Source organism: Pseudomonas sputi, from assembly GCF_021603585.1.
In the GTDB taxonomy this organism is placed as follows: Bacteria; Pseudomonadota; Gammaproteobacteria; order Pseudomonadales; family Pseudomonadaceae; genus Aquipseudomonas; species Aquipseudomonas sputi.
In genome coordinates, this window is record NZ_BQHI01000001.1 from 406181 (window position 1) to 431582 (window position 25402).

The 25402-nt window shown below is 61.9% G+C and carries 22 protein-coding genes; 12 read left to right on the plus strand and 10 right to left on the minus strand.

Going from position 1 to position 25402, the window contains the following annotated elements; all coding sequences use genetic code 11:
• Positions 1-14 precede the first annotated feature (14 nt).
• The 3 genes from L6D81_RS01935 to tssA are packed head-to-tail and all read left to right on the plus strand — an operon-like array spanning position 15 to position 5682.
• Positions 15-779, plus strand: coding sequence for a DotU/TssL family secretion system protein (locus tag L6D81_RS01935; RefSeq protein ID WP_236177686.1), 765 nt, complete (start codon positions 15-17; stop codon positions 777-779).
• Positions 776-4597, plus strand: a complete 3822-nt coding sequence (locus L6D81_RS01940) for a type VI secretion system protein (RefSeq protein WP_236177687.1) — start codon at positions 776-778, stop codon at positions 4595-4597. Before L6D81_RS01935 ends, L6D81_RS01940 begins: the two co-directional genes overlap by 4 nt.
• The gene (gene tssA, locus L6D81_RS01945) at positions 4594-5682 is read left to right on the plus strand and encodes a type VI secretion system protein TssA (protein WP_236177688.1); all 1089 of its coding nucleotides are present in this window, start codon (positions 4594-4596) and stop codon (positions 5680-5682) included. The genes L6D81_RS01940 and tssA overlap by 4 nt, the downstream gene beginning before the upstream one ends.
• Here the strand turns inward: tssA and L6D81_RS01950 are convergent.
• Both L6D81_RS01950 and L6D81_RS01955 read right to left on the minus strand, forming a co-directional pair.
• A complete protein-coding gene (locus tag L6D81_RS01950; RefSeq protein WP_236177689.1) occupies positions 5679-6647 on the minus strand; it encodes a 2-hydroxyacid dehydrogenase in 969 nt (322 codons plus the stop codon). The two genes, tssA and L6D81_RS01950, sit on opposite strands and share 4 nt — an antisense overlap.
• A gap of 172 nt (positions 6648-6819) precedes the next feature.
• A complete protein-coding gene (locus L6D81_RS01955) occupies positions 6820-7203 on the minus strand; it encodes a tautomerase family protein (protein ID WP_007958838.1) in 384 nt (127 codons plus the stop codon).
• Positions 7204-7477: 274 nt separating this feature from the next.
• On the opposite strand from L6D81_RS01955, the gene L6D81_RS01960 reads away from it, so the two are divergent.
• The 3 genes from L6D81_RS01960 to L6D81_RS01970 all read left to right on the plus strand — a co-directional run bounded on the left by L6D81_RS01960 (position 7478) and on the right by L6D81_RS01970 (position 9427).
• Entirely contained in the window at positions 7478-7672 is a 195-nt protein-coding gene (locus L6D81_RS01960) for a hypothetical protein (protein ID WP_039767148.1), read from the plus strand.
• Between the two features lie 48 nt (positions 7673-7720).
• A complete protein-coding gene (locus L6D81_RS01965; RefSeq protein WP_236177690.1) occupies positions 7721-7891 on the plus strand; it encodes a hypothetical protein in 171 nt (56 codons plus the stop codon).
• A gap of 255 nt (positions 7892-8146) precedes the next feature.
• Complete coding sequence (locus L6D81_RS01970; protein ID WP_236177691.1) at positions 8147-9427, plus strand: HAAAP family serine/threonine permease; 1281 nt, start codon at positions 8147-8149, stop codon at positions 9425-9427.
• A gap of 224 nt (positions 9428-9651) precedes the next feature.
• Here L6D81_RS01970 and acnB read toward each other — a convergent pair whose 3' ends face one another.
• On the minus strand, positions 9652-12261 hold the full coding sequence (gene acnB / locus L6D81_RS01975; protein WP_041475328.1) for a bifunctional aconitate hydratase 2/2-methylisocitrate dehydratase: 2610 nt from the start codon (positions 12259-12261) through the stop codon (positions 9652-9654).
• A gap of 468 nt (positions 12262-12729) precedes the next feature.
• On the opposite strand from acnB, the gene L6D81_RS01980 reads away from it, so the two are divergent.
• Complete coding sequence (locus tag L6D81_RS01980; protein ID WP_085711613.1) at positions 12730-13200, plus strand: DUF1289 domain-containing protein; 471 nt, start codon at positions 12730-12732, stop codon at positions 13198-13200.
• A 45-nt stretch (positions 13201-13245) separates the two neighbouring features.
• On the opposite strand, the gene L6D81_RS01985 is transcribed toward L6D81_RS01980, so the two are convergent.
• Complete coding sequence (locus L6D81_RS01985; RefSeq protein WP_236177692.1) at positions 13246-14109, minus strand: universal stress protein; 864 nt, start codon at positions 14107-14109, stop codon at positions 13246-13248.
• A 160-nt stretch (positions 14110-14269) separates the two neighbouring features.
• Here L6D81_RS01985 and L6D81_RS01990 point away from each other — a divergent pair, with 160 nt between their 5' ends.
• The 3 genes from L6D81_RS01990 to L6D81_RS02000 all read left to right on the plus strand — a co-directional run bounded on the left by L6D81_RS01990 (position 14270) and on the right by L6D81_RS02000 (position 17013).
• Positions 14270-14878, plus strand: a complete 609-nt coding sequence (locus L6D81_RS01990) for a MiaE family protein (RefSeq protein WP_236177693.1) — start codon at positions 14270-14272, stop codon at positions 14876-14878.
• Positions 14879-15018: 140 nt separating this feature from the next.
• Entirely contained in the window at positions 15019-15726 is a 708-nt protein-coding gene (locus L6D81_RS01995) for a response regulator (protein ID WP_236177694.1), read from the plus strand.
• The gene (locus L6D81_RS02000; protein WP_236177695.1) at positions 15727-17013 is read left to right on the plus strand and encodes an ATP-binding protein; all 1287 of its coding nucleotides are present in this window, start codon (positions 15727-15729) and stop codon (positions 17011-17013) included. It begins immediately after the preceding gene.
• 34 nt (positions 17014-17047) lie between these two features.
• Here L6D81_RS02000 and L6D81_RS02005 read toward each other — a convergent pair whose 3' ends face one another.
• The 3 genes from L6D81_RS02005 to L6D81_RS02015 form a co-directional block, all read right to left on the minus strand.
• Positions 17048-17947, minus strand: a complete 900-nt coding sequence (locus L6D81_RS02005) for a bestrophin family protein (protein ID WP_236177696.1) — start codon at positions 17945-17947, stop codon at positions 17048-17050.
• A 29-nt stretch (positions 17948-17976) separates the two neighbouring features.
• Positions 17977-18975 (minus strand): GTP 3',8-cyclase MoaA, encoded by a 999-nt coding sequence (gene moaA / locus L6D81_RS02010; protein WP_236177697.1) that lies wholly within the window; start codon positions 18973-18975, stop codon positions 17977-17979.
• 328 nt (positions 18976-19303) lie between these two features.
• Positions 19304-20155 (minus strand): CAP domain-containing protein, encoded by an 852-nt coding sequence (locus L6D81_RS02015; RefSeq protein WP_236177698.1) that lies wholly within the window; start codon positions 20153-20155, stop codon positions 19304-19306.
• A 199-nt stretch (positions 20156-20354) separates the two neighbouring features.
• Here L6D81_RS02015 and L6D81_RS02020 point away from each other — a divergent pair, with 199 nt between their 5' ends.
• Entirely contained in the window at positions 20355-20975 is a 621-nt protein-coding gene (locus L6D81_RS02020; RefSeq protein WP_236177699.1) for a cell wall hydrolase, read from the plus strand.
• On the opposite strand, the gene L6D81_RS02025 is transcribed toward L6D81_RS02020, so the two are convergent.
• Positions 20972-21859, minus strand: a complete 888-nt coding sequence (locus tag L6D81_RS02025) for a LysR family transcriptional regulator (protein ID WP_236177700.1) — start codon at positions 21857-21859, stop codon at positions 20972-20974. The two genes, L6D81_RS02020 and L6D81_RS02025, sit on opposite strands and share 4 nt — an antisense overlap.
• 104 nt (positions 21860-21963) lie before the next feature.
• Between L6D81_RS02025 and L6D81_RS02030 the strand changes: the two genes are divergently transcribed.
• Positions 21964-23364, plus strand: a complete 1401-nt coding sequence (locus tag L6D81_RS02030) for an MFS transporter (RefSeq protein WP_236177701.1) — start codon at positions 21964-21966, stop codon at positions 23362-23364.
• On the opposite strand, the gene L6D81_RS02035 is transcribed toward L6D81_RS02030, so the two are convergent.
• Positions 23309-24724 (minus strand): heavy metal sensor histidine kinase, encoded by a 1416-nt coding sequence (locus tag L6D81_RS02035; RefSeq protein WP_236177702.1) that lies wholly within the window; start codon positions 24722-24724, stop codon positions 23309-23311. The genes L6D81_RS02030 and L6D81_RS02035 overlap by 56 nt on opposite strands.
• Entirely contained in the window at positions 24721-25392 is a 672-nt protein-coding gene (locus tag L6D81_RS02040) for a heavy metal response regulator transcription factor (RefSeq protein ID WP_236177703.1), read from the minus strand. The genes L6D81_RS02035 and L6D81_RS02040 overlap by 4 nt, the downstream gene beginning before the upstream one ends.
• Between the last annotated feature and the right edge of the window lie 10 nt (positions 25393-25402).

Below are 25402 nucleotides of genomic sequence, written 5' to 3' on the forward strand. Positions count from 1 at the left end.
ACAAGGAACGTCGTATGTCGCAAGGAAGTGCCGCCAGCCTCGGATTGCAGGACGCTCCGCTGAGCAGTGCGTTCCGTCAGGCGTGGCAGCAGTGGTCGCAGGACTGGAGCCAGTTGTCCAAGGACAGCGAGGACGAGGCGGCGCTGGTCGAAACCGTGGTCGAACTCTCGACCCAGGCTTCGCAACGGTTGTGGCGCACGGCGTTTGCCCGGGTGGGCGATTCGGCGACCGAACAGGTCAAGGCGCTGGTGTATGCCTTCGTCGCGCTGGTCGATGAAACCTTGCTGTTCAGCCCGTGGCCGGGCCAGAGCGCCTGGCAGGAAAAGCCCCTGGAGTCGCGACTGTATTCCAGCCGTCAGGCCGGCGAGCAAGTGCCGGCGGCGATCCAGACCCTGCTCGATGAACAACAGCCCACCACCCGCGATCTGGCCAACGTCTATTTGCAGTGCCTGATCCTCGGTTTCCAGGGACGTTTGCGCGGTGAGCAGGGCCAGGTACAACGGGAAAAGTGGCGGCGGGCCCTGTTCACGTTTGCCTGGCAGGACGAGGCCGATTACGCCGGTGTCAGCCAGCGTCTGGTACAGCCTTCGCTGGCGACACCCTTGCAGTTGCCGCTGCGCACGGCGTTGCCCGACGGCTTTCGCCTGGCGCTGGGCATTCTGGCGATGATGCTGCTGCTGACCGGGCTCGGGCAGTTTCTGTGGCGTGACATCCGTCAGGAACTGGAGCCGGTGCTGCAGGCACCCGACACCCTGACGGTGCCGGAGCAAGACTCATGAGTACCCTGACGATCGTGGCCTGGGTGGTCGCCATTCTTTTGCTGCTGGTGATCATCGCGGTGGCAGTGTGGTGGTTGCGCACCCGGAGCGGCGCGGCGATCCGCAGTTTCTACGCCGCGGTGCGACACATGGAACAGGAGCAGGGCGCCCACGACCGTTATCAGATGCCGTGGCTGCTGATGCTCGGCGATGAAACCCAGGGCGCGCAACTTGCCACTCAGTGGCGTCTGCAACCCACCGACAAACCGGCGTGGTTCGGCCGCTGGTGGTCGGACTCCGAAGGCGCGGTGCTGGTGGTGCCCCAGGCGCTGTTTCTGCCGGAAGACGGCATGCACCTGCAACGCGGCGGCTGGTGGCGCCTGCTCGGGCTGATCCTGCGCCTGCGCAGCAAGCGGCCGCTGGACGGAGTGATCTGGACCGTGCCGGTCAATCGGTTGAGCCATCTGGAACAGGCCACGCAACTGGGGCTGGCGGCGCGTCGGCGCTTCATCGATCTGTTGCAGCGCTTTGGTCTGAGCCTGCCGGTGTACGTGGTCATCACCGGGCTGGAAGAACTGCCGGGATTTCAGGAGCTGATCAGCGCCTTGCCGGAAGAGGCCCGCGAGCGCACCCTGGGCTGGTCGTCGCCCTATGCCCGCGATGCGGTGTGGCAGGGGCAATGGAGCGATCAGGCGCTGAATCGGTTGCACCGCGCGGTGGCGGAAGCCGTGATCGAAATCGGCACCTTGTCCGGTCATTTGAGTGCGGATCTGTATGCCTTGCCGGAGCGTCTGGAAACGCTGCGTCGTGGTTTGCAGACCGTGCTGGAACCGGTGTTTCAAGGCAATGCTCAGGGCGAGGCACCGTGTTTTCGAGGCGTTTACCTGACGGCCAATCAGCCGGCCGAGGATGCGCTGGACGGTTTTTCTGCCGATGACAGCGGCTTGCAGCAAAGTGCGTTTGTCCGTCAGTTGTGGCGCCAGCGGATAGTCGGCGAGCGAGGACTGGCCCAGGGCGTGCCGCGCCTGTTGCGCCTGCGTCAGCGCTGGCAGCGAGTGACCGCCGGGGTAGCGCTGGTGGTCGGCGTGGTGTGGGCGGTGGCGATGGTCTGGGTCTGGCAGGCGTCGGTCAAGGACGCCCACGAACTGGCGCGGCTGCTGCAAGGCGCGCAGAAGAATTACGTGGCAGTCATCGACGACGAGCATCGGGTCGAGCCGACCCGGCGCAACGTGCAGAACTTCTGGCGAGTGCTGGAGCGGGCGCCGCACTGGCACTACGTTTCGCTGGTTTTTCCGACGTCGTGGTTGTCCTCGCTGGACGTGCGACTCGAGCAGGAAGTGTTCAGATCGACCCAACGCCACATGCTGCAACCACTGCACGATCTGCTGGTCGCGGAACTGGCGAAAATCAAGGCAATCCGCGCCACCGACCGGCGCGCGAGCGTCGAAAGCGAAGACCCGGCGCAGTGGCAGAATTACCAGAAGGCCACAGATCTGGTGGAGCGAGCCTTGCGGCTTGAACAGCAGAACCAGTTGTTCGCCCAAGTGCAGAACAATCAGCGAGCGCCGCTGGAAGACCTGGCGCAACTGAGCAACAGCGCGCTGTCGCTCAACCTCAATGCCGCGACTTTGCCCCACGCCGCCTACTACAACCGGCTGCTCGCGGCCAATGATGGCGGAGACTTGCAGGCGCTGGATCTGAGTGTTGAACGGCCGCTGATCGTGAGCCATTTCACCGGGCTGATGGAGCGCTGGCTCGATCAGTATTTTCTGGCCGACAACTTCGTCAGCAAGGCCGGTTACCTCAAACTGCACCTGGAACGGCTTGAAGCCGGAAGTGGCAACAACCTGCCCGAGCTGGAAGACCTGCGTGCACTGATCGATGACCTGCAAGCGGCGATTGCCCTGACCAACTCGACCTGGAGTCGCGGCAAGGGCCAGGAATTGGTGCCGGGGTATCGCGAGTTTCTCGACAAGGTGCGCAAGAGTTCATTGCTGGGACCTGCGGTCGAACAGCAGCTCGATGCGCAGGCCGGTAAATTGCAGCAGAGTTTTCGCGATCAATGGATCGCTCAAGTGGGCGCGCGGGGCAATCTGCTGGTGCAGCAGGGCAGCGGCCAGCTGGCGCTGCAGGACCAGGTGGTCAAGCTCGACAATGCCGTGCACGCGCTGTTCAAGCGTGACTTCGTCTCGATTGCGCTACGGGCGAGCCAGGACAGCGTCAACCGGCAAGGCCAGACGGTGGATGGTGATGACCTTAATGAGTCACTGAATTATTTCGCCAGTTACAAGAGCTATGTCGCCGAAGAGCTGCCGCGCATTCCGCCGGATTATCGCGAAGCACTGCTGAAAGCGGCCGAAACCGCCGCCGCGCAGGCGATGTGGTTGAGTCTCAAGGATCACGATGACCGGACTCATCCCTATGAGGTGTTCAACGTGCAGGCCGTGCAGGCGATGAACCTGCAAAAGGCTTTTGTCGAGGTGCATCGTGCCGATCTGGCGGCGCTTTTGCAGGGCGCGTTGAACCGCCGCGCCATGGCGCAGATTGTCGGCGGTCTGAATGAGATTACCGAGCAGCCGTTGTTCGGAGGCCGTACGGAAATCAGCCAGTGGGACGGATCGAAAAACCTCGGTTTGCAACTCTATGGCGCCAGCGACGTGCAGGAGCTGAAGCTGAGTCTCAAGCAGCAATTCAACACCATGCTCGGCATCATCGAGCGTCGTGCCCCGGCCCTGGAATGGCTGAAGACCCAGCAGGGCAGTCTGTCGGCGCTCGATTACGAGCGTGTGACCCAATTCAGCGCGCTCAACGAGGACTTGCTCAAGTACAAGGACTCGAACCCTGCCAGTTCACCGGCGCAGATCGAACAACTGGTCAGTCGTGATTTCATTGAAATGGACACCGGTTCCTGCGTGCAGATGTTGCAGACGGCCAATGTGACCGGCGGGCGTGGCACCCTGGCGATGCGCGCGGTGGAGCTGCAACAGTCGGCCCTGCAACGCTGCCAGTTTTTGCAACAGCAACAGGCGGCTGCCGCGTGGAACGAGCTGGCCGGCTATTTCAATCAGTACCTGGCCGAGCGCTTTCCGTTTGCCAACGGCGTGCAGGCTCAGGATGCTGACCCGGCGCGGGTCCGGCACTTTCTGGACATCATCGACAAGCGCTTGCCGGTGGCCCAGGCCGGCCTGGTCCTGAGTCAGACACCGGAGCGGCTGGCGGCGGAAGACTTTCTCAACCGGGTGAAGCAGGCCAGCGTCTGGCTGACCCCACTGTTCGTGCGCGACAAGAGCGGCATTCTCGGCGTTGAACTGGACGTGCGCTGGCGCACCGATCGTGAAGAAGAGAAGGGGGCCGATCAGGTGATCGCCTGGGGCCTGCAGGCCGGCAATCAGCAGATCAGTTATCCCGCCGCCGATCAACCGAACCTGCGCTGGATGCCCGGTCAGCCGATTCGCCTGACCCTGCGCTGGGCGCGCAACGGCAAGGAGCGTCCGGTCAACGATCCGCTGCAACCGAACCTGGTGGTGCGCGATCTGGAGGCCGGTTGGGAGTATGGCGGGCCTTGGTCACTGCTGCGCCTGATGCGCGCGCACTTTTCGGTACAGCGTCAGCCGAGCATGGATTACACCGATTTTCCGCTGAGCCTGCGCCTGCCGGTCACTGCTCAGAACGACAGCGTCACCAGCGAATTCACCCGGATGTTCGTGCGCGTTTCGCTGATGAGTCAGGGCTCGAAACTGCCGTTGTCGATTCCGCCGTTGCCGACCCGCGCGCCGCGTTCACCGTTTCAGGTGACCGGCACCACCGCCGCCCTTGAATCAAAGAAGGAGGATCTGTGAGCCTGCCCTCGACCCCGTTGCCGGACCTGATCGATCAGCTGCTCGCGCCCATCAGCGACGACGCGCCCTGTGGGGCGGACCTGCGCTACGAACGTGAGTACGACCTGTTGCGCGACCTGCGCCGCGAGGACGACGCGAGTCTGCCCACCGGCGTCTGGCAGTCGACCCTGAAACGGGCCAACTGGCCGGAAGTCGAGCGGCTGACCACCACGTTATTGCTCGAACGCAGCAAGGACCTGATGCTCAGCGCGTGGCTGGGCGAGGCCTGGCTGCATCTGCAGGGACTCGATGGACTGCCGGGCAGTCTGGCGCTGATCGCCGGCCTGTGTGAGCGCTATCCCGAACAGTTGCACCCGCAGGCCGACGACGGTGACCCGTCGTGGCGGACGATTCCGCTGGAGTGGCTGGTGCGTCGCTACAGCGAAGTGCTGCTGACCCGGGTGCCTTTATTCGGAGCCAATAACAGCGATTTTGAGGGTTACACCCTCGAAACCTGGCGACGGATTCAGGTGCAGCAGGTGCAGGCCAACGACTCCAAAGGCGCCAAGGCATCGGCCGAAAGCGCGCGCAGCGAACACAAGAAACTCATCGAGCAGGTGCGGGCCACGCCCATGGCTTTCTGGCTGCGCCATCAAGGCAATCTGCTGCTGAGCCTGCAACATCTGCAGCGGCTGGATGCCTGGTGCGATGCTTATCTGGGGGATCAGGGGCCTGGGCTCGGGCCGTTGCAGGACACCCTTCAAGCGTTGCTGACACTGATTCAGGAGTTCATCGCCATGCACCCACAACAGCCATTGTCGGCACCGACGCCTGCGCCGGACGCGGTCTCGCCGGTTGACGCGTCAGTCAAGGTCACGCCCGAAGCCGCGCCAGTGCAGCGCGAACCGGCCAGTCGCGAAGAGGCTTATCGGCAATTGCTGTTGATCGCCGAGTACCTGGCCCGCACCGAACCCCACAGCCCGGTGCCGTATCTGATCCGGCGCGGCGTCGAGTGGGGCAACAAGCCGCTGAGCGAGTTGCTTGGCGAGCTGATTTCGGCAGACGCCGAATCCCGGCGTCTGTGGACCTTGCTCGGCGTGCTTTAGTGCACGCGCTGGTTGTTCAGTTTCGGCGGTAGTTGGAGCGGCGTCAGTACCGGTTGGCCGGAGAAGAACGCCACCAGATTTTTGCCCACCAGCTCAACGGTGCCTTGGGTGGCTTCCGGAGACAGGCCGGCGACGTGAGGGGTAAGAAGCACATTGCTGAGGTTTTTCAGCGCATCGGGCACTTGCGGCTCGTGGTCGAATACGTCCAGCGCTGCACCTGCGATTCGCCGCTGTTCCAGAGCGCTGATCAGGTCAGCGGTTGCGATCACGCTGGCGCGGGCAATATTGACGATAAAACCGTTGGGTCCCAGGGCATCGAGCACCGGGCGGGTCACCAGATGCTGGCTGCCGATGCCGCCAGGCGTGGCGACCACCAGAAAGTCAGAGGCCCGGGCCAGTTCGGTCGGCGTCGAGCAGAAGGCGTAGGGCACGTCACTGCGCACCTGACGGTTGTGGTAACTGATCTCCATGTCGAAGCCCAGGCTTGCGCGCTTGGCAATCGCCATCCCGACCGCGCCCAATCCGAGAATCCCCAGGCGCTTGGCGGCCAGCGACGGGCGCATGATCTTCGGCCACTCGCCCCGACGCACGGCGGCATCACAGCGCGGTATGTCACGCACCAGCGCCAGCAACATGGCCATGGCGTGGTCAGCCACCGACGAAGCGTTGACCCCGGCACCGTTGGTCACGGTCAGGCCCCGGTCGCTGGCGGCTTGCAGGTCGACCTGTTCGTAACCGGCGCCGATCACGCAGATGATTTTCAGCGCGGGTAATGCGGCGATCTCTTCAGCGTATAAACCCAGCGGGCCACGGGTCAGCACCGCGTCGATCCGCGCCCCGTGGGTGGCGATGGCTTGCGCGCGTTCGGCAGGGGTCGGCGCGAGAATCAGGTGAAAACCCTGTCGTTCGAGAATCGGTAAATAGTCATTGATGGTTTCAACCAGTACCAGAACGGTGGCGGGCATTGCTCGGCTCCTGTGATCGTCGGTCTTCGGGCGCAAAAGTCGGTTCAGAGTGCTGATTCCAGAGCGCATTGGCAATGGTTGGCACGGCCCCGCATCAGGCAGTGTAGGAGCTGAGGCGGGGAGTGCGCGGGTGCTTCGTCAGAAGGTGACGCCGGCGCAGGCGGTCACTGAATCACGTCACGTACTGGGCGATGCCGTTGCCGAACGACCAGTTCTCTTTTTTCACCTCCACCAGATTGATGAACACGTCTTCCTGGCGCACGGCCAGTTGCTGGTTCAAGTTGCGCGCGATGGTCTGGAACAGCCGTTGTTTCATCTCCACGGTGCGGCCTTCGCTGATGGTCAGCTGGATGAACACGATGCCGTCGCTGCGCTGAATCCCCAGATATTGCGGGTCATAGACGAAGTGCTGGTCGTCGTGCTCGGCCAGCACCTGAAAGTTGTCATGTTCCGGCACATTGATCTCGCTGCGCAGGGCGGCGTAGATCACTTCGCCAATGCGTTTGGCGAACGTCGGGTCCGGGTTTTTCTTGATGTCGACGCGGACGAGAGGCATGGGATGGCTCCACAGGCGAAGGGGACTGGACGGGGATGTCAGTCAATTCGCCATTGGGTATAGCCGAAAAATGCCAGTCGGTGGGGCTGTTTAAAAGTGTTAGGAAATGGACGCACCGTCCTGCGGGATTTACGGATGTTGCCTACGCGTGCTGCCGGATTCATCCGCTATACGGCGGGGTGAGAAACGCGAAACCATAGAGAGTATGACGTGATGCGCTCTTCAGGACGGAGCGGCAACCCGGACGGAAATTGCCATCAGCCAAGGAAGGCCAATGCTTCAGAACAACCGTGAAAACCTGGAACTCGACAGGCTGCATAACGAAACGCGAAAACTGATAGCTGAGCGGCAGAAGCTTCTGGCGGAACAGAAGAAGCTGAAGTGGGAGACGTATTTTTATCCAGTCGCGGTGGTGGCCGGCGTGTTGACGGCAAGCGCGGCATTGGCAGGCGTCTTTTTCAAGTTTTGAGCGTTCGTTTTCGCAATCTTCAGACACATGACCCAAAAGGAAATCCATATGAGCACCTATGACGCCAAAGCCAGAATGGAACAACTGGAACGGGAACACGATGAGTGGGCCGAAAAAATACGCATCAAAAACCGGAAAGAAATGCGCCCGATCTGGGGGTTGCTGGGGCTGGGCATCTTTTGCATGTTCCTCGGCTTCATATTGGCCCGATCAATCTGATCGGGCTTTCCCATGGCTTATTCGGCGCCGGTACATGCCATAAAGCGACATATGGCGTATCTGGCGCCGACAGTATTTTTCCCAAAAACGACAAGCCTCCGATCTGCTCCGTACAACCATTCCTCAGCTAAGTCTTTGCTTCTGCTCATTTATCGCGGAGAATCGCGCCCCTGTTTCGGCCGGAGCATGTCTGTCGGTTTTTTCCGACGCGTCCTGACCGAGTGGCAAGTGACCGGAATGCGGAGATCCGACCGGATGAATGATCAGGCCAATAGCGTCGAACAACGCTTTGAGGCGGCAGCACCAGCCGAACTGTCGAGCTGGAATCGCCATGACACTACCTGGATGTTGGGACTGTTCGGGACGGCCATCGGCGCCGGTACCCTGTTTTTGCCGATCAACGCAGGTCTGGGTGGCTTCTGGCCGCTGGTGATCCTCGCGCTGCTGGCCTTCCCGATGACGTTCTACGCACACCGCGGCCTGACCCGCTTCGTGCTCTCCGGTCGCGAAGGCGCCGACATCACTGACGTGGTGGAACAGCATTTCGGCATCAAGGCCGGCGCGCTGATCACCTTGCTGTACTTCTTCGCGATCTTCCCGATCCTGCTGATCTACAGCGTCGGCCTGACCAACACGGTCGCCAGTTTCCTCGAACACCAACTGCACATCACGCCGCCACCGCGCGCGCTGCTGTCGTTCGTGCTGATCCTCGGCCTGCTGGCCGTGGTGCGTTGCGGCGAACAGGTGATCGTCAAGGCTATGAGTCTGATGGTGTATCCGTTCATCGTCGCGCTGCTGTTCCTGGCGGTGTACCTGATTCCGCACTGGAACGGCGGCATCCTGAGCACCGCTTCGCAGGTGCCGGCACCGTCGGCGCTGCTGCACACGTTGTGGCTGGCGATTCCGGTGATGGTGTTCTCGTTCAACCACTCGCCGATCATCTCGGCGTTTGCGGTGGATCAGAAGCGTCGTTACGGCATTCACGCGGATGAGCGCAGCTCGCAGATCCTGTCCCGCGCCCACCTGCTGATGGTGGTGATGGTGCTGTTCTTCGTCTTCAGCTGCGTACTGACCCTGTCGCCGGAGCAACTGGCGCAAGCCAAGGCGCAGAACCTGTCGATCCTGTCGTACCTGGCCAACCACTTCAGCAACCCGACCATCGCGTTCGCGGCACCGCTGATTGCGTTCGTGGCGATCTCCAAGTCGTTCCTCGGCCACTACATCGGTGCCAGCGAAGGCCTGAAGGGTTTGATCGTCAAAAGCGGCAAGCGTCCGGGTGCCAAGGCGCTGGATCGCATCGTGGCGGCGTTCATGCTGGTGGTGTGCTGGATCGTGGCGACCCTGAACCCGAGCATTCTCGGCATGATCGAAACCATCGGTGGCCCGGTCATCGCAGCGATCCTGTTCCTGATGCCGATGTACGCGATCCGCAAAGTGCCGGCGATGGCCCGTTATCGTGGGCAGATGTCGAACGTGTTTGTCACCGCTGTGGGTCTGGTGGCGATTTCGGCGTTGATTTATTCGCTGACGGCGTGAGATCCAACACAAGATTGCGTTTGATCTTGTGAAACTCAAAGGCCGATCTGCCTCGCAGGTCGGCCTTTTTTGTGCTTGCGATCTTCGCGGGCAGGTTCGCTCCCAAGATGATCGTTCCCACGTGGAGCGTGGGAACGATCAGCGCGGGGCGAGGCCCCCTCCGGCAGGCATAAAAAAACGCCGCTCATCTCGCGATGGGCGGCGTTTTTCATTGCGTTGCAGCGTTAGGCTTGAACGACCGGAATCTTGGCGTTCGCAGCCGCTTCACGGAACTCGGCAATCTGGTCGAAGGACAGGTAGCGGTAAACGTCGGCCGCCATGCTGTCGATCTTGCCAGCGTATTCCATGTACTCCTCGACGGTCGGCAGGCGACCCAGGATCGAGGCAACGGACGCCAGCTCAGCCGAAGCCAGGTAGACGTTCGCGCCGTCACCCAGACGGTTCGGGAAGTTACGGGTCGAGGTCGACACCACGGTGCTGTTCGGCTCAACGCGTGCCTGGTTACCCATGCACAGCGAGCAGCCTGGCATTTCCATGCGGGCGCCGGCCTTGCCGTAGATGCCGTAGTAGCCTTCTTCGGTCAGTTGGTGAGCGTCCATCTTGGTCGGCGGCGACAGCCACAGACGGGTTGGCAGTTGACCCTTGACCTGATCCAGCAGTTTACCGGCAGCACGGAAGTGACCGATGTTGGTCATGCACGAACCGATGAACACTTCGTCGATCTTCTCGCCAGCAACGCTGGACAGCAGACGGGCGTCGTCCGGGTCGTTCGGCGCGCACAGTACAGGCTCGCTGATGTCCGCCAGATCGATTTCGATGACTTCGGCGTATTCGGCGTCGGCATCGGCTTCCATCAGTTGCGGGTTGGCGATCCAGGCTTCCATCGCTTGGGCACGACGCTCCAGGGTACGCGCATCGCCGTAGCCTTCGCCGATCATCCAGCGCAGCAGGGTGATGTTGGACTGCAGGTACTCGGTGATCGACTCTTTCGACAGCTTGATGGTGCAACCGGCAGCCGAACGTTCGGCCGAGGCGTCGGACAGTTCGAACGCCTGTTCCAGGGTCAGACCTTCCAGGCCTTCGATTTCCAGGATGCGGCCGGAGAAGGCGTTTTTCTTGCCTTTCTTCTCGACGGTCAGCAGACCGTTCTGGATGGCGAAGTAAGGAATGGCATGAACCAGGTCACGCAGGGTGATGCCAGGTTTCATTTTGCCTTTGAAGCGCACCAGGATCGATTCCGGCATGTCCAGCGGCATGACGCCGGTGGCGGCGGCGAACGCGACCAGACCGGAACCGGCCGGGAACGAGATGCCCATCGGGAAACGGGTGTGCGAGTCACCACCGGTACCGACGGTGTCCGGCAGCAGCATGCGGTTCAGCCACGAGTGGATGATGCCGTCGCCCGGACGCAGGGAAACGCCGCCGCGGGTCATGATGAAGTCAGGCAGGGTGTGGTGGGTGGTCACGTCGATCGGCTTCGGATACGCCGCGGTGTGGCAGAAGGACTGCATCACCAGATCAGCGGAGAAGCCCAGGCACGCCAGGTCTTTCAGTTCGTCACGGGTCATTGGACCGGTGGTGTCCTGAGAACCTACGGTGGTCATCTTCGGTTCGCAGTAGGTGCCAGGACGAACGCCTTTGCCTTCTGCCAGACCGCACGCCTTGCCGACCATTTTCTGCGCCAGGGTGAAGCCCTTGGTGCTTTCAGCCGGAGCTTCAGGTTTCTTGAACAGGTCGAACGCTGGCAGACCCAGTTCGGCGCGAGCCTTCTCGGTCAGGCCACGGCCGATGATCAGCGGGATACGGCCGCCGGCGCGGACTTCGTCCAGCAGAACCGGGGTCTTCATTTCGAAGGTGGTGATGACTTCGTCGGTACCGTGCTTGCAGACTTTGCCAGCGTGCGGGTACAGGTCGATCACGTCGCCCATGTTCATGTTCGACACGTCGAACTCGATCGGCAGTGCGCCGGCATCTTCCATGGTGTTGTAGAAGATCGGAGCGATTTTGCTGCCGAAGCAGAAACCGCCAGCGCGCTTGTTCGGCACGTAAGGGATGTCGTCGCCGAAGAACCACAGCACCGAGTTGGTCGCCGATTTACGCGAGGAACCGGTACCGACCACGTCACCGACGTAGGCGATAGGGAAGCCCTGGCCGCGCATTTCTTCGATCTGCTTCATCGGGCCGGTCTTGCCTTGCTCGTCCGGAACGATGCCGTCACGGGCCATTTTCAGCATGGCCAGGGCGTGCAGCGGGATGTCTGGACGCGACCAGGCGTCTGGCGCAGGGGACAGGTCGTCGGTGTTGGTTTCGCCGGTGACCTTGAAGACGCGCAGGCTGATCTTGTCGGCCAGCACAGGGCGCTTCTTGAACCACTCGCCGTCAGCCCAGGATTGCAGCACGGCCTTGGCGTGAACGTTGCCGTTCTTGGCCTTTTCAGCCACGTCGTGGAAGGCATCGAACATCAGCAGGGTGTGCTTGAGTTCCTCGGCAGCCACTGGCGCCAGCTCGGCGTCGTCCAGCAGTTCAACCAGGGTCACGATGTTGTAGCCGCCCTGCATGGTGCCGAGCAGTTCTACAGCGCGCTTCTTGTCCAGCAGAGGGGAGGAGACTTCGCCCTTGGCCAGTGCGGAGAGGAAACCGGCCTTGACGTAGGCGGCTTCGTCCACTCCTGGTGGTACGCGATTGGTGATCAGGTCAACGAGGAAAGCTTCTTCGCCAGCCGGAGGATTCTTCAGCAGCTCGACCAGGCCTGCAGTTTGTTCGGCGTTAAGCGGCTGGGGAACGATACCCAGGGCTGCACGCTCTTCGATATGTTTGCGGTAGGCTTCAAGCACAGTTATTACCCTCATCAGTGGTCCCAAATGGGTGTCCGGGACGCTCATCCCGAAATTGCCGTACTCATGCTCCTCACGACGTTGTGGGTCGTTCGGCCAGAATTACCGGCAATTCCTTACAGAAGCTGCTTTCAAAGTTTTACGCCTGCAGAACGGGGAGCTGATGAGGGTTGGCGCTGGGCTTTTCCCCGCTGGAAAAACCCTTCGCCAACACCGCTCTGAAGGAACGACTGTGCTCGTGACGCTTTGAAAACAGCTTCTAACGGACATTGGCGCCTAAAAAGGCTGGCTGATTCTACGGCAAAAAAAATTTAAAGGTAAGTCGCGCTCTATTGGACTTTGGTTGCGTTGTGCGCGGGCGGGGCCAACCCTGATCCAGCGCTTGCCCCTGACGTTTGAGGGGTGATGAATGCCGGACAAAGGGCTAACATGCCGACCTGTTCCGCGTTTCAAGTGTTTTGCCCATTTATGCCCAATCAGACCATCAAGACCCCCTGCGTCGGCCTCTGCTCCACCGTTTACGGTGATCTGGTGTGCCGTGGCTGCAAGCGTTTCCACCACGAAGTGATCCACTGGAACGGTTACAACGAGGAAGAAAAGCGCGCGGTGTGGCTGCGTCTTGAGCAATTGCTGTCACAGGTGATGGCCAGCAAGGTCGAGGTCTTCGATCCGGCGCGTCTGCGCCAGCAGCTGGAACAGCGCAAGATCCGCTTCGTGCCGCATCAGTCGGAATATTGCTGGGCGTATCAGCTGATCGCCCGGGGCGCGCGGGTGATCATTAATCTGGAAGCCTACGGGATGGTGCTGCTGCCGGAGTTTCGCGACTGGAACCTGCCGGAACTGCGCGATGCCATTGATCGGGAATTCTTCCTGCTGTCGGAAGCGCACTATCAGCGCTACATTGCGCCGGGTTTTCTGAAGGATGCACTGGGCGAGTGAGCATTTCCGGTGGCGAGCATGCTCGCCACCGGATGACAACAGTGCTTAATGCTTCACCGCCAACTCGACCAAATGGTCTTCAACCTCCTGCGGCTTGAGCACCAGCACATCGCTCTCCAGCTGATCCAGCACCTGTTCGGCCGTGTTGCCAATCAACGCACCGGACACGCCGCTGCGCGCCACGGTGCCGATCACGGTCACCGCCGCCTGCAGCTTGTGCGCCATGAATGGAATCAGCACGTCCGCCGGACCTTCCTCGACATGCAGATGCTCGTCGTCGACATCGAATTCAGCCTGAAACGCCCGGCATTGCTCGCGATAGCGCGCCTCGATGGTTTCCTTGAGCTGGAACGTCGGGTCGGCCGCCGAGAGCATCGGTGACGGATGGGCGGTAATTACGTGCAGATGCCCTTTGGCCAGGCTGGCGATGTCATAGCCGTGGTCGATGATGGTGGTGTGCAGATGACGGTGTTCGCCGTCGGCATTGCCCACGTCGATCGCCGCCAGAATCACCTTGTCCTTCCATGAGCCCGCGGTTTTCACCAGCAGCACCGGGGTCGGGCAGTGGCGCAGCAGTTTCCAGTCCGCCGGGGTCAGCAGGGCCTTTTTCAGCGGGCTGTCGGGGAAGTGCTGCTTGATCACCAGCCCGCACCCTTCAGCCTGCTGCACATCGATAATGGTTTCGTGCAGGCTCTCGTTCCATGCCTGTTCGGTGGTGACGCTGTAGCCGTCCGCCAGCAGCGCGGCCTTGAGCACGCTGAGCATGCCGGCGTGATCGTGCTTCTTGTCGCAGACCAGCAGGTGCAGATGGGCCTGGGTCACACCGGCGATCAGCTTGGCGCGCTTGAGCGCCAGGCTTTCCGCGTGTTCGGGTTCGATGACCACCAGAATGCTGCGAATGGCTTGCATGAGCGGAGTCTCCAGCAATGAAAAGGCACGGCGTTGCACAACTATAGTTGCTGCGGCCGTGCCTGCGACTTGATGCATATCAATCCAGGCCGCTGGTGGTCTGCGGACAGGCCGGTATAATCGGCGCCCTTCGCTCGAACACCTTTTGACCGTGAGCCCCATGATCCTTCCCGAAATCCACGAATTCCTTGGTTGCCGCACGCCTGATGCCTGGGTCCAGGCCGCGCTGGCCGATCAGGAAACCCTGCTGATCGACCACAAGAATTGCGAGTTCAAGGCCGCCAGCACCGCGTTGAGCTTGATCGCCAAATACCATTCCCATGTCGATCTGATCAACATGATGTCGCGTCTGGCCCGGGAAGAACTGGTGCACCACGAACAGGTGATGCGCATCATGAAACGGCGCAAGATCGAACTGCGCCAGCTGCACGCCGGCCGTTATGCCTCGAGCCTGCGCAAAGTCGTGCGCAGCCACGAACCGGTGAAACTGGTCGACACCCTGGTGGTCGGCGCCTTTATCGAAGCGCGCAGTTGCGAGCGGTTCGAAGCGCTGGTGCCGCATCTGGACGAAGAACTCGGCAAGTTCTACTTCGGCCTGCTGAAAAGCGAGGCCCGGCATTTTCAGGGTTACCTGAAACTGGCTTACCAGTACGGTGACGCCAAGGACATCGCCCAGGTGATCGAGAGAGTGCGCGCCGCCGAGCAGGAGCTGATCGAATCGCCGGACGAGGAATTCCGTTTCCACAGCGGCGTACCTGTCGCGGCATGAATTGTTAAAAACTCTTAAGAGTATGAAACATCAACGAAAACCGGCCCCGGAGGCCGGTTTTTGCTGCCTGCGATAAACGACTCGCCCGCGAATGCCGCCATAATGGCGCCCACTTCACAAAGCGGTTGGCGGCGGTTGTTATGGATAACCTGGGTTTTGGCAGAGTCCTGCTGGTGGAAGACGATGAGCGGCTGGCCGCGCTGATCGCCCACTTTCTCGAACAACACGGCTATGAGGTCCGCACGGTGCATCGCGGCGACCTGGCCGTGGCCGCGTTTCTTGAATTCAGGCCCAAAGTGGTGGTGCTCGACCTGATGCTGCCGGGGCAGAGTGGTCTGCACGTGTGCCGGGAAATCCGCAGCGTGTCGGACACGCCGATTGTCATTCTGACGGCCAAGGAAGACGACCTCGACCATATTCTGGGCCTGGAATCCGGCGCCGACGATTACGTGATCAAACCGATCAAGCCGCCCGTCCTGCTCGCACGCCTGCGGGCCCTGCAACGCCGGCAGGTGCCGGACAGCGGCGTGGTCAGTTCGCTGGAATTCGGCAATCTGGTCATCGACCGCAGTTGCCGCGAAGTGCGTCTGGCGGGCGAGCTGATCGAACTGACCACCATGGAATTCGAGCTGCTGTGGCTGCTGGCCAGCGCCGCCGGCAAGATCCTGTCGCGCGATGACATTCTCAACCGCATGCGCGGCATCGCGTTCGATGGCCTCAACCGCAGCGTCGACGTGTACATCAGCAAGTTGCGCAACAAACTCAAGGACAACCCTCGCGAGCCGGTCTGCATCAAGACCGTGTGGGGCAAGGGTTACCTGTTCAATCCGTTCGCGTGGGAGTTGTAGATGCTGCGGTTATTTCTCGGGCTGTTTCTGGTGATGACCGTCGGGCTGGTGGCGGCGCTGCAAACCGTCGAGCACACTTTCAATGCACTGCTCGACAACCAGATGCAGGCCTACAACCGGGAAGCGGTGCGCGGTCAGGCCTGGTCGCTGGTCGAACACATGCGCGACCAGCAGGGCGCGGCGCGCGAGGCGCAACTGGAGACCTTGCGACCGCACTACGGGCTGACGTTGAGCCTGGTCGAGGCTGACCAGTTGAACCTCAACGATCAGGAAAAAGCCGAACTGGCTCAGGAGCTGTTGGTGATCCGCGACGATTACACGCAGTTCATCAGCAACATCGACGGTGGTTCGCAGCTGCTCAGCATCAAGCTGCCGCCCGAGCCGAGTCTGATGCAGTTCTACATTGCCGGGGCTTATCTGATGCTGGCCGTGCTGCTCGGCATTGTCCTGTACTTCTGGGTTCGCCCGCACTGGCGCGATCTGGAAAAACTGCGGCTGGCCGCCGAGCGTTTCGGCGACAACGACCTCTCGGTGCGAATCCAGCTGTCCAAACGCTCGAACATCCGCGACCTGGCCGGTCACTTCAACCTGATGGCGGCGCGCATCGAGGGGCTGATTGCCAACCAGCGCGAGCTGACCAACGCCGTCTCCCACGAATTGCGTACGCCGATTGCCCGGTTGTCGTTCGAACTCGATCAGCTCAAGCAGCAACCGGATGCCAGCCAGCACCGCGAACTGATCGCCGACATGTACGCCGACCTCGGCGAGCTGGAAGAAATGGTTTCCGAGCTGCTGACCTACGCCAGCCTCGAACGCGGCGCGACGGTGATTACCCGCGAGAACATTCAGGCTGCCAACTGGCTGGACAGCGTAGTCGGCAGCGTAGCCCTGGAGGCCGAGGCGGCCGGGGTGCAGTTGCTGATCGTTGATTGCCGGGTCGATGAAGTGCGGATCGAACCACGCTTCATGGCGCGGGCGGTGATCAATCTGCTGCGCAATGCCATTCGCTATGCCGAGCAGCGGGTCGAGGTGTCGCTGGTGCGCATCGGCGATCAGTACGAAGTGCAGGTCAACGACGACGGGCCGGGTGTGCCGCTGGAAGGCCGGGAGAAAATCTTCGAACCGTTCTCGCGCCTGGACGCCAGCCGCGACCGCCGCACGGGCGGTTTCGGCCTCGGTCTGGCGCTGGTGCGGCGGGTGTCGCAATCCCATGGCGGGCAGGTCGAAGTCGGCGATTCACCATGGGGCGGGGCGTCGTTTCGCATGACCTGGGCGCATCTGGATTGATAACGTTCCTTCCTCCGAAGGGGGCGGCAGTCGATTAACTGAGAACGTAGTCCACCGGTTTCAGCGCCGGCGGCAACGGCTCAGTCCCCAGCTCCGAGAGAATATCCCGCTCGATACCACGCACCAGCGCATCGGTCGGCAAATCGTTTTCATCCCGGCCGAACGGGTCTTCCAGTTCATCGGCAATCGCATCTAGGCCAAAAAAGGTGTAGCTGACAATCGCCGTGAACAATGGCGTCAGCCAGCCCAGCGGTTCGGCCATGGCGAACGGCAGGAGGATGCAGAACAGATAAATCGTGCGGTGCAGCAGCAAGGTGTAAGGGAAGGGCAGCGGCGTGTTCTTGATCCGCTCGCACACCGCCTGCGCCTGGGTCAGGCTGGTCAGGTGATTGGCCAGCAGCATGTAGCGCCACTCGCTGAGCGCGCCTGACTCATGCAGATCGGAACATTGCTGCCCCACCGTTTGTAGAATCCGCCCGCTGTAATCCGGCACTCGCGCATCGTGCTGCGGGGTGATCCATTGGGCGCTGGCGGCGGCTTCGTCTTCCCGGCGCAGTCGCGCATTCAGCGCGTGGGCAAAGCCGCAGAGGTTGAGCAGCAACAGGCGGCGTTGTGCCGACTCGCGGATCACATGGGTTTCGCGGATCACCGAGCGCACCTGCACGATCACTTCGCCCCAGGCCTTGCGCGCTTCGTACCAGCGGTCGTAACAGGCGTTGTTGCGAAAATTCATGAAGATCGACAGCGACAGGCCGAGCAGGGTGAACGGCGTGGCGTTGACCTTGGTGAAGTTGCTTGGGTGGAGCATTTCCATCAGCACGATGACCGACGCCAGCAGCGTGACCATCAGGGCGCGCAAGGCGATGCGCTTGGCAATCGAGCCCTTGAGCGTGAAGAGGATGGCGAATTGATTGACCTTGGGTCGAATGATCATGCGGCTTTCTGCCTTGAAAACGTGGCGGATCAGCCGCCGGTCATGTTCATGAAACGCACCACTTGCACGTCGTCGTTCACTTCAAAGTTGTGCCGGTAAGGCTTGAGTTTCATCGCTTCGATGATGGCTTTCTCGAGCCGTTCCGGTTGACCCGGATGGGCGCGCAGTACCGCTTTCAGATCCACCGAGTGCTCGTTCCCCAGACACAGTAGCAAACGCCCCTCGACGGTCAGCCGCACCCGGTTGCAGGTGCCGCAGAAGTTGTGGCTGTGGGGCGAGATGAACCCCAGCCGGATGTGCGGTGCTTCCGCCAGCCGCCAGTAACGCGACGGGCCATGGGTCGATTCGGCGGAGTCGATCAGGGTGTAGCGCTCGGCGATCTTTTCGCGCACCTGGGTGCTGGAAAAGAACGACTCGGCGCGGCTGTGTTCGCTGATGATCCCCAGCGGCATTTCCTCGATGAAGGAAATATCCAGATCCCGCTCGATGGCGAACTGCACCAGATCGTTGATCTCGTGATCGTTGCGGCCCTGCATCACCACGCAGTTGAGTTTAGTGCGGGTAAATCCGGCGGCGCGGGCGGCGTCGATGCCGTCGATCACCTGGGCCAGGTCGCCGGTGCGGGTCATCTGCTTGAAGCGCTCGGCATCAAGGCTGTCGAGGCTGACGTTGAGGCGTTTGACCCCAGCGTCGAACAGCGGGCTGGCCAGTTTGCCGAGTTGCGAGCCGTTGGTGGTCAGGCACAGTTCGCGCAGGCCGGGCAGGGCGGCGATCTGTTTGCACAAACCGACGACGCCGGGGCGAATCAGCGGCTCGCCACCGGTCAAACGAATCTTGCGGGTGCCCAGCGCAACGAAGCTCTGCGCCAGTTGATAGATCTCCTCCAGCGTCAGCACCCGTTGGCGCGGCAAAAACTGCATGTCTTCAGCCATGCAATACACGCAGCGAAAGTCGCAGCGGTCGGTGACCGACATGCGCAGGTAGTCGACGCGGCGGTTGTAACCATCGATCAAGACGCGCTCTGACATGACAGCCTCGCTGGGGTGAAATCCACTATTGAAGGGATCGGGGCGGTGCAGGTTATGAGCAACTTTGAACAGCGTCCAATCACTCTTAATGAACGGCCGATTGATGCTGTCGATGACCAAATGGTTATTTCGGATTTATCGCTTCTTGGTTTTGCAAGTGCCCGGATTTTAAGGGTTTAAGTCGGTGACCTGACCGAACCACGCGATCCAACCCTTTCGTTTTTTTGACTGGCTGCAGGCGATTGCCGCGTTCGTTGCTACGGCGTTCTTTGTCGGCGCTTCGGCGGCCCGGCATTTGCTGCGCGGCAATGGGAGGATGCCTTGATGTTTACTCTCCGCCAAACATCGCCGTCCAGTAAATGCCGGCGCTGCTCTTCGGATCGACTGCGTAAGCGGCGCCCAATTCGCGATACTGCGGGTTCATCAGATTGGCGCAATGCCCAGGACTGGCAAGCCAGCCGGCCACGACTTTCTGCACGGAGTCTTGTCCCGCAGCGATGTTCTCGCCGACCTGCTGGCCGCTGTAGCCGGCCAGTTCGGCGCGGTCGCCGGGAGTGCCGCCGTTGCGGTCCTTGTGGTCGAAATAATTGTTGTTGGCCATTTCGCGGCTGTGCTCCTGGGCTACGCCGCCGAGCACCGCGTTCCATGCCAGCGGCGCAGTCGCTGCAAACGCCTGACTGCCGCACTGGCGCGGTTGGGCGCGGGCCGCGTTGAGTTGTTCGAGGAGTTTCTGGCCCTCAGCCTGACCGTCGCCGAGGCGGGCGGAGAGCAGTGGTCGGGCCAGGGTGATGCGCCAGTCACGGTCGGCGCGGCTGACACCGATATCGACGAACTGCGGATCCAGCACCACCTGGCAGAAACTCTCCTGAATCGCCTTCATCGCCGACGCCGCATCCCGGGGGCCGTTGAGGGTGATTGCCTGCACGTTGACCATCGGGTAGCGGGCGCTGGACATCGCCTGCTGTAAATCCACCACGCCGCTGGCCGGCAGAATCAGGCGCGGATCGGCCGACAGCGGCGGCAATTCGCTGGACGCCTGGCTGCCACAACGCTGCGGCTGGCTGCGGTAGCTGTTGATCGATTCGATCAATTGCGACTCGTCGGCGGCCATGGCCGAAGTGGCCAGCGTCAGGCCCACGGACAACGCGGCGAATCGCAGAAAGGATGGCATGAAGCGCATGGAAATCTCCCTTGGGCTGAGTGCGCACATCATGCGCGAAAGGGCCCCGGTTCGTGCAATGTCTTTTTCTTCACAACGCTGCTTTTTCTACAGAACGATTCCGTGCAATTTGCCGTCTACACTCTGCGAAGGCCCCGGAAACCGGGCGTCTCAACCACGTAATACTTTGCCCGCAGCGGGCCCTGCCGGAAGAATGATCATGGGATTGAACGGGTTGCTTTGCTGTCTTGTATTGACCCTGTTGAGCGGCACGGCGCTGGCCACCGATCAGGCACCGATCAAGGAAAAGGCCGAAGCGAAAGCCGAGGTACTGGAAGAGAAGGCCGCCGACAAACCCGATGCACCTCCTGCACCCAAATCCGAAGCCATCACCCCGACCGAAGCGCAGGCGGTCGACCCCGCCGGCGCCGCACCGCTGGACGATCCGATCACCTGTCTGGCGCGCAGTATCTATTGGGAAGCCAAGGGCAAGGACACTGCCGACATGGAAGGCGTGGCCAGTGTGGTGATGAATCGCCTCGGGCATGACGGCTTTCCCGGCACGGTGTGCGAGGTGGTCAAGCAGGGCTCGGAAACCAGGAGCTGCCAGTTTTCCTGGTGGTGCGACGGGCGTCCGGATCAGGTCAAGGAAGATGCCGAATACGCCCTGGCCAAGGAAATCGCCGGCAAGGCGCTGAACCGCCAGCTCACCGATCGCACCCACGGCGCGCTGTATTTCCACGACCGCAACGTTCACCCAAGCTGGGCGAAGGAATACCGGAAAACCGCCGAGACCAGGAAATTTCTGTTCTATAAACCCGCTGGCGGGGATGCGCGTTAGGCGCAGACTTCCCGCACGCAATGGCGCAGCCAGCGATGTGCCGGATCGGCGTCCGTACGCGGGTGCCAGAGCATCGACACGCTGATGTCCGGCATGCGCAAGGGCAGGGAGAAACTGTGCAGGCCCGTTCGCAGCTTGCTGGTGTGACGTTCCGGAACGGTGGCGATCAGGTCCGATTCGCGGACCAGCGTCAGCGCCGCCGAAAACCCGCCGAACGAAGTGACGATGTCCCGCGTCAGGCCGAAGGCGAGCAACGCTTCGTCTACCGGGCCACTGCTGCGCCCGCGCCGTGACACCAGAATGTGCTGGCCGGCGGCGAAGCGTTTGGCGCTGACCTTGCCGCTGCTCAACGGATGACCCTCACGCACCACGCCAATCCACTGATCGCGGAACAGGATGCGGCTGTGCAGCGTCGGGTCGGTGCTGTCGTCAACCACACCGGTTTCCAGATCCACCCGGCCTTCGCGCAGCAGCGTGCTGTCCTTGTCGGCCTTTTGCACAAAGCGCAGGCGCACGCCCGGCGCCTCTTCGGCGATGCGGGCGAGCAGGGCGGCGGCGAAGGTTTCGACAAATCCGTCGGTGTTGCGCAGGGTGAAGGTGCGCTGCAACTGGCCGGGATCAAGCACTTCTGCCGGGCGCAAAACCGCTTCGGCTTCCTGCACCAGATAGCTGACCCGGTCGCGCAGCTCCAGCGCACGCGGGGTCGGCACCAGACCGCGACCGGCGCGCACCAGCAGGGGATCCCCGGTGGTTTCGCGCAGCCGGGCCAGCGCCCGACTCATCGCCGAAGGGCTCAGGCGCAGGCGTTCGGCGGCGCGAGCGACGCTGCCTTCACTCAGCAATACGTCGAGGGTGATCAACAGATTCAGATCCGGAGTATTCATGACATGGCGTTCCATGCAGGTATCAAGTGCAAAGCATGCGTCTTGCGCCTTGTATTGTCGAGGCTCAGGCTATGTCCCATGACCTCTGCCGTGTGAGCCACCCCATGCCCCGAGAACCCCTGAGCCCTCCCGCCCGCTGGGCGCTGACCAGTCTGGCGCTGTCGATGTTGATGCCGTCACTCGACACCAGCATTGCCAATGCCGGATTGCCCACGCTGGCGGCGGCGTTCGATGCGACGTTTCAACAGGTGCAGTGGATCGTTCTGGCCTATCTGCTGGCGGTCACCACGCTGATTGTCAGCGTCGGGCGATTGGGTGACGGCGTCGGGCGGCGGCGCTTGCTGTTGATCGGCATCGGCATTTTCACCGCTGCTTCGCTGGCGTGTGCACTGGCGCCGAGCCTTGCCTGGCTGATCGGTGCGCGGGCGGTGCAAGGCCTCGGCGCGGCGATCATGTTCGCGCTGACCGTGGCGCTGGTGGCCGATGCGGTGCCCAAATCCCGGGCCGGCAGCGCGATGGGCTTGCTGGCCACGATGTCGGCCACCGGCACCACCCTCGGGCCGTCGCTGGGTGGGCTGTTGATGGCGCATGTCGGCTGGCCGTCGATCTTTGTGATCAACGTGCCGTTGGGCTTGCTCAATGCGTGGCTGGTGTATCGCTACCTGCCGAAGGATCGAACTGCACGCACAAGTGTTGCGTTTGATTATCCCGGCACCGCCGTGTTGATGCTGACACTGGCGGCCTATGCCCTGGCGATGACGGTTGAAGGATTCGAACAGGCGTTGCTGCTGATCAGCCTGTTCGGTGCGGGGTTATTCATTCTGGTCGAGAAGCGGAGCAAGGCGCCGCTGATTCACCTGTCATTGTTCACCGACAGACGCACCAGCGGCAGTCTGGCGCTGACCTTGCTGGTGACGACGGTCATGATGACCACGCTGGTGGTCGGGCCGTTTTATCTGAGCCGAGGCTTGGGCCTCACCAGCACGCAGGTCGGCCTGGTGTTGTCGGTCGGGCCGTTATTGGCGGCGTTCAGCGGCGTACCGGCCGGGCGTCTGGTCGATCGTTTCGGCGCGCGGCGGATGGTGCCGGGTGCATTACTCGGCCTGGCGTGCGGTTGCGCGCTGTTGGCGCTGTTGCCGATGAGCTTCGGAGTGCTCGCTTATGTGCTGCCGATCACGGTGGTGGCCTTGAGTTATGCGCTGTTCCAGGCCGCCAATAACACCGGGTTGATGGCCGGCGTTGCGCAGGATCAACGCGGTGTGGTCTCGGCCATGCTGGGCTTGTCGCGCAATCTGGGGTTGATTACCGGGGCGGCGGCGATGGGCGCGGTGTTTGCCCTGGCCACGGACGATCCGACCCAGGCGTCGGCCGCAGTCATCGCGGGCGGATTGCACCTGACCTTCGGTGTGGCCACGGTGTTGATGCTCGCGGCGTTTGCGCTGGCCGTCTTCACACACCCGCGTCTCGCGTCTCCCGTGCCGGAAAGAACAGTTCAAAGCAGGTGATGCCGTCAGCGCTGCTGACGCTGTAGCGACCCTGATGCAATTGCATGATGGTCGCCACGATCGACAGGCCCAGACCGTTGGATTGGGCCGAACGTTCACGGGACGGATCGACGCGATAGAAACGCTCGAACAGGCGCGACAGATGCTCGGCAGGAATGGTCGTGCCCCGATTGCGTACCCGCAGATAGCTGCCGTCCGCTTCGGCGATGGCCTCGACCTGCAGCGTCGAATCTGCGGCACCGTACTTGATCGCGTTGGCGCACAGATTGGCCAGGGCCCGCCGCAGCAGCATCGGCTCGGCCCAGATGACGCCGCTGCCTTTCGCCTCGATGGTGACGCCGACATCGGCGGCCAGACCTTCGAAGTAGTCGGCAATGCGCTGCATCTCATCGCCGGCGTCCAGCTCCTGACGCTGGCTCAGCGCGCTGGCCGGGTCGGTGCGGGCGAGAAACAGCATGTTGTCGAGCATGCGCGCCAGGCGTTCGAGTTCTTCGACGTTGGAGGCGAGCAACTGTTGATAGGCGTCAACGCTGCGGTTTTGTTGCAGGGCGACCTGGGTTTCGCCGAGCAGGTTGTTGATCGGCGTACGCAGTTCGTGGGCCATGTCGGTGGAGACCTGGCTCAATTGCGCGACACCTCTGTCGAGCCGGTCCAGCATCGCATTGAAGGCTTCGATCATCGGCTGCAATTCACGAGGCGTGCCTTGGCTATCGAGGCGTTCGCCGAGGTTGGCGATGCCGATTCCGTGGGCATGCCGGGCAATCCGCCGCAGCGGCAGCAGGCCGCGATAGACCAGCAGGCAGCCGACCAGCGCCAACACGACCGCTGCCAATGAAGCGAGGCCGTACACGCTGAGCCGGTAATTGGCGAGCATTGCCGTGCGCTCGGTCATCAGCCGGCCGGTGAGCACCTGCAGGTTGCCCAGATCGCCCGAGTCGATGGTCGCCGCCACCGCCGAAAACGGCACACCGTCGACGCTCGGCAAGTGCTGCACATCGCTCAGGGCCATCGGATGATCGATCGGTACGGCGGGCAAGTCCGGGGTGGCAAGGTTGCCGGGGTTGACCACCAGCAACGGCGGCTGGCCGGGTGCGCCGATGGTCAGCAAGGCTTCGCGGTTACCGAGCATGTTTTGAAACAGCGCCGGCTTGTTCTTGATCAGCTCCAGGGTGTTGCTGTCGTTGAGGAAGGTGCGCAACTGATCGACACGACTGACCAGTTGAATGTCGTCACGACGAATCAACTGCGTTTCCAGCTGGTTGTAAAGCGCGGCGCCCAGGCCTGCCAGCGCGGCGAAGGCGAGCACGGCGAAGACCAGTGCCAGACGCAAGGTCAGGGAATACGTGCCGGCGATTTTCATGGCTGGGTATCGAAGCGGTAGCCGATGCCGCGCACGCTGTGGATCAGCTTGAGCGGGAACGGATCGTCGATCTTCGCCCGCAGGCGGCGCACGGCGACATCGACCACATTGGTGTCGCTGTCGAAATTCATGTCCCATACCCGCGAGGCGATCAGCGAGCGCGACAGCACTTGCCCGGTGTGGCTGGCGAACAATTGCAGCAGGGCGAATTCCTTGTTGGTCAGGGTGATCCGGTTGCCGGCGCGGCTGACCCGACGCTTGAGCACATCGATCTGCAGATCGGCCACCTGCAATTGCTCTTCTTCATGGATCGGCCCGCGCCGGGTCAGGGTGCGCAGGCGCGCCACCAGTTCGGCAAAGGAAAACGGCTTGATCAGGTAATCGTCGGCACCCAGTTCCAGGCCCTTGACCCGGTCGGCGATGTCGTCGCGGGCGGTGAGGAACAGCACCGGCGTGTCGGTTTCCTTGCGCAGCCGGCGCAGCACTTCCCAGCCATCCATTTTCGGCATCATCACGTCCAGCACGATCACGTCGAAGTCGAATTCCAGCGCCAGGTGCAGACCGTCGGCGCCGTCCCGGGCCAGGCTCACGCAGTAGCCCAGTTCCTGCAAGCCGTTGAGCAAGTAATTGCCGGCCTTGGGTTCGTCTTCGACAACAAGGATATTCATGGGCACTGTG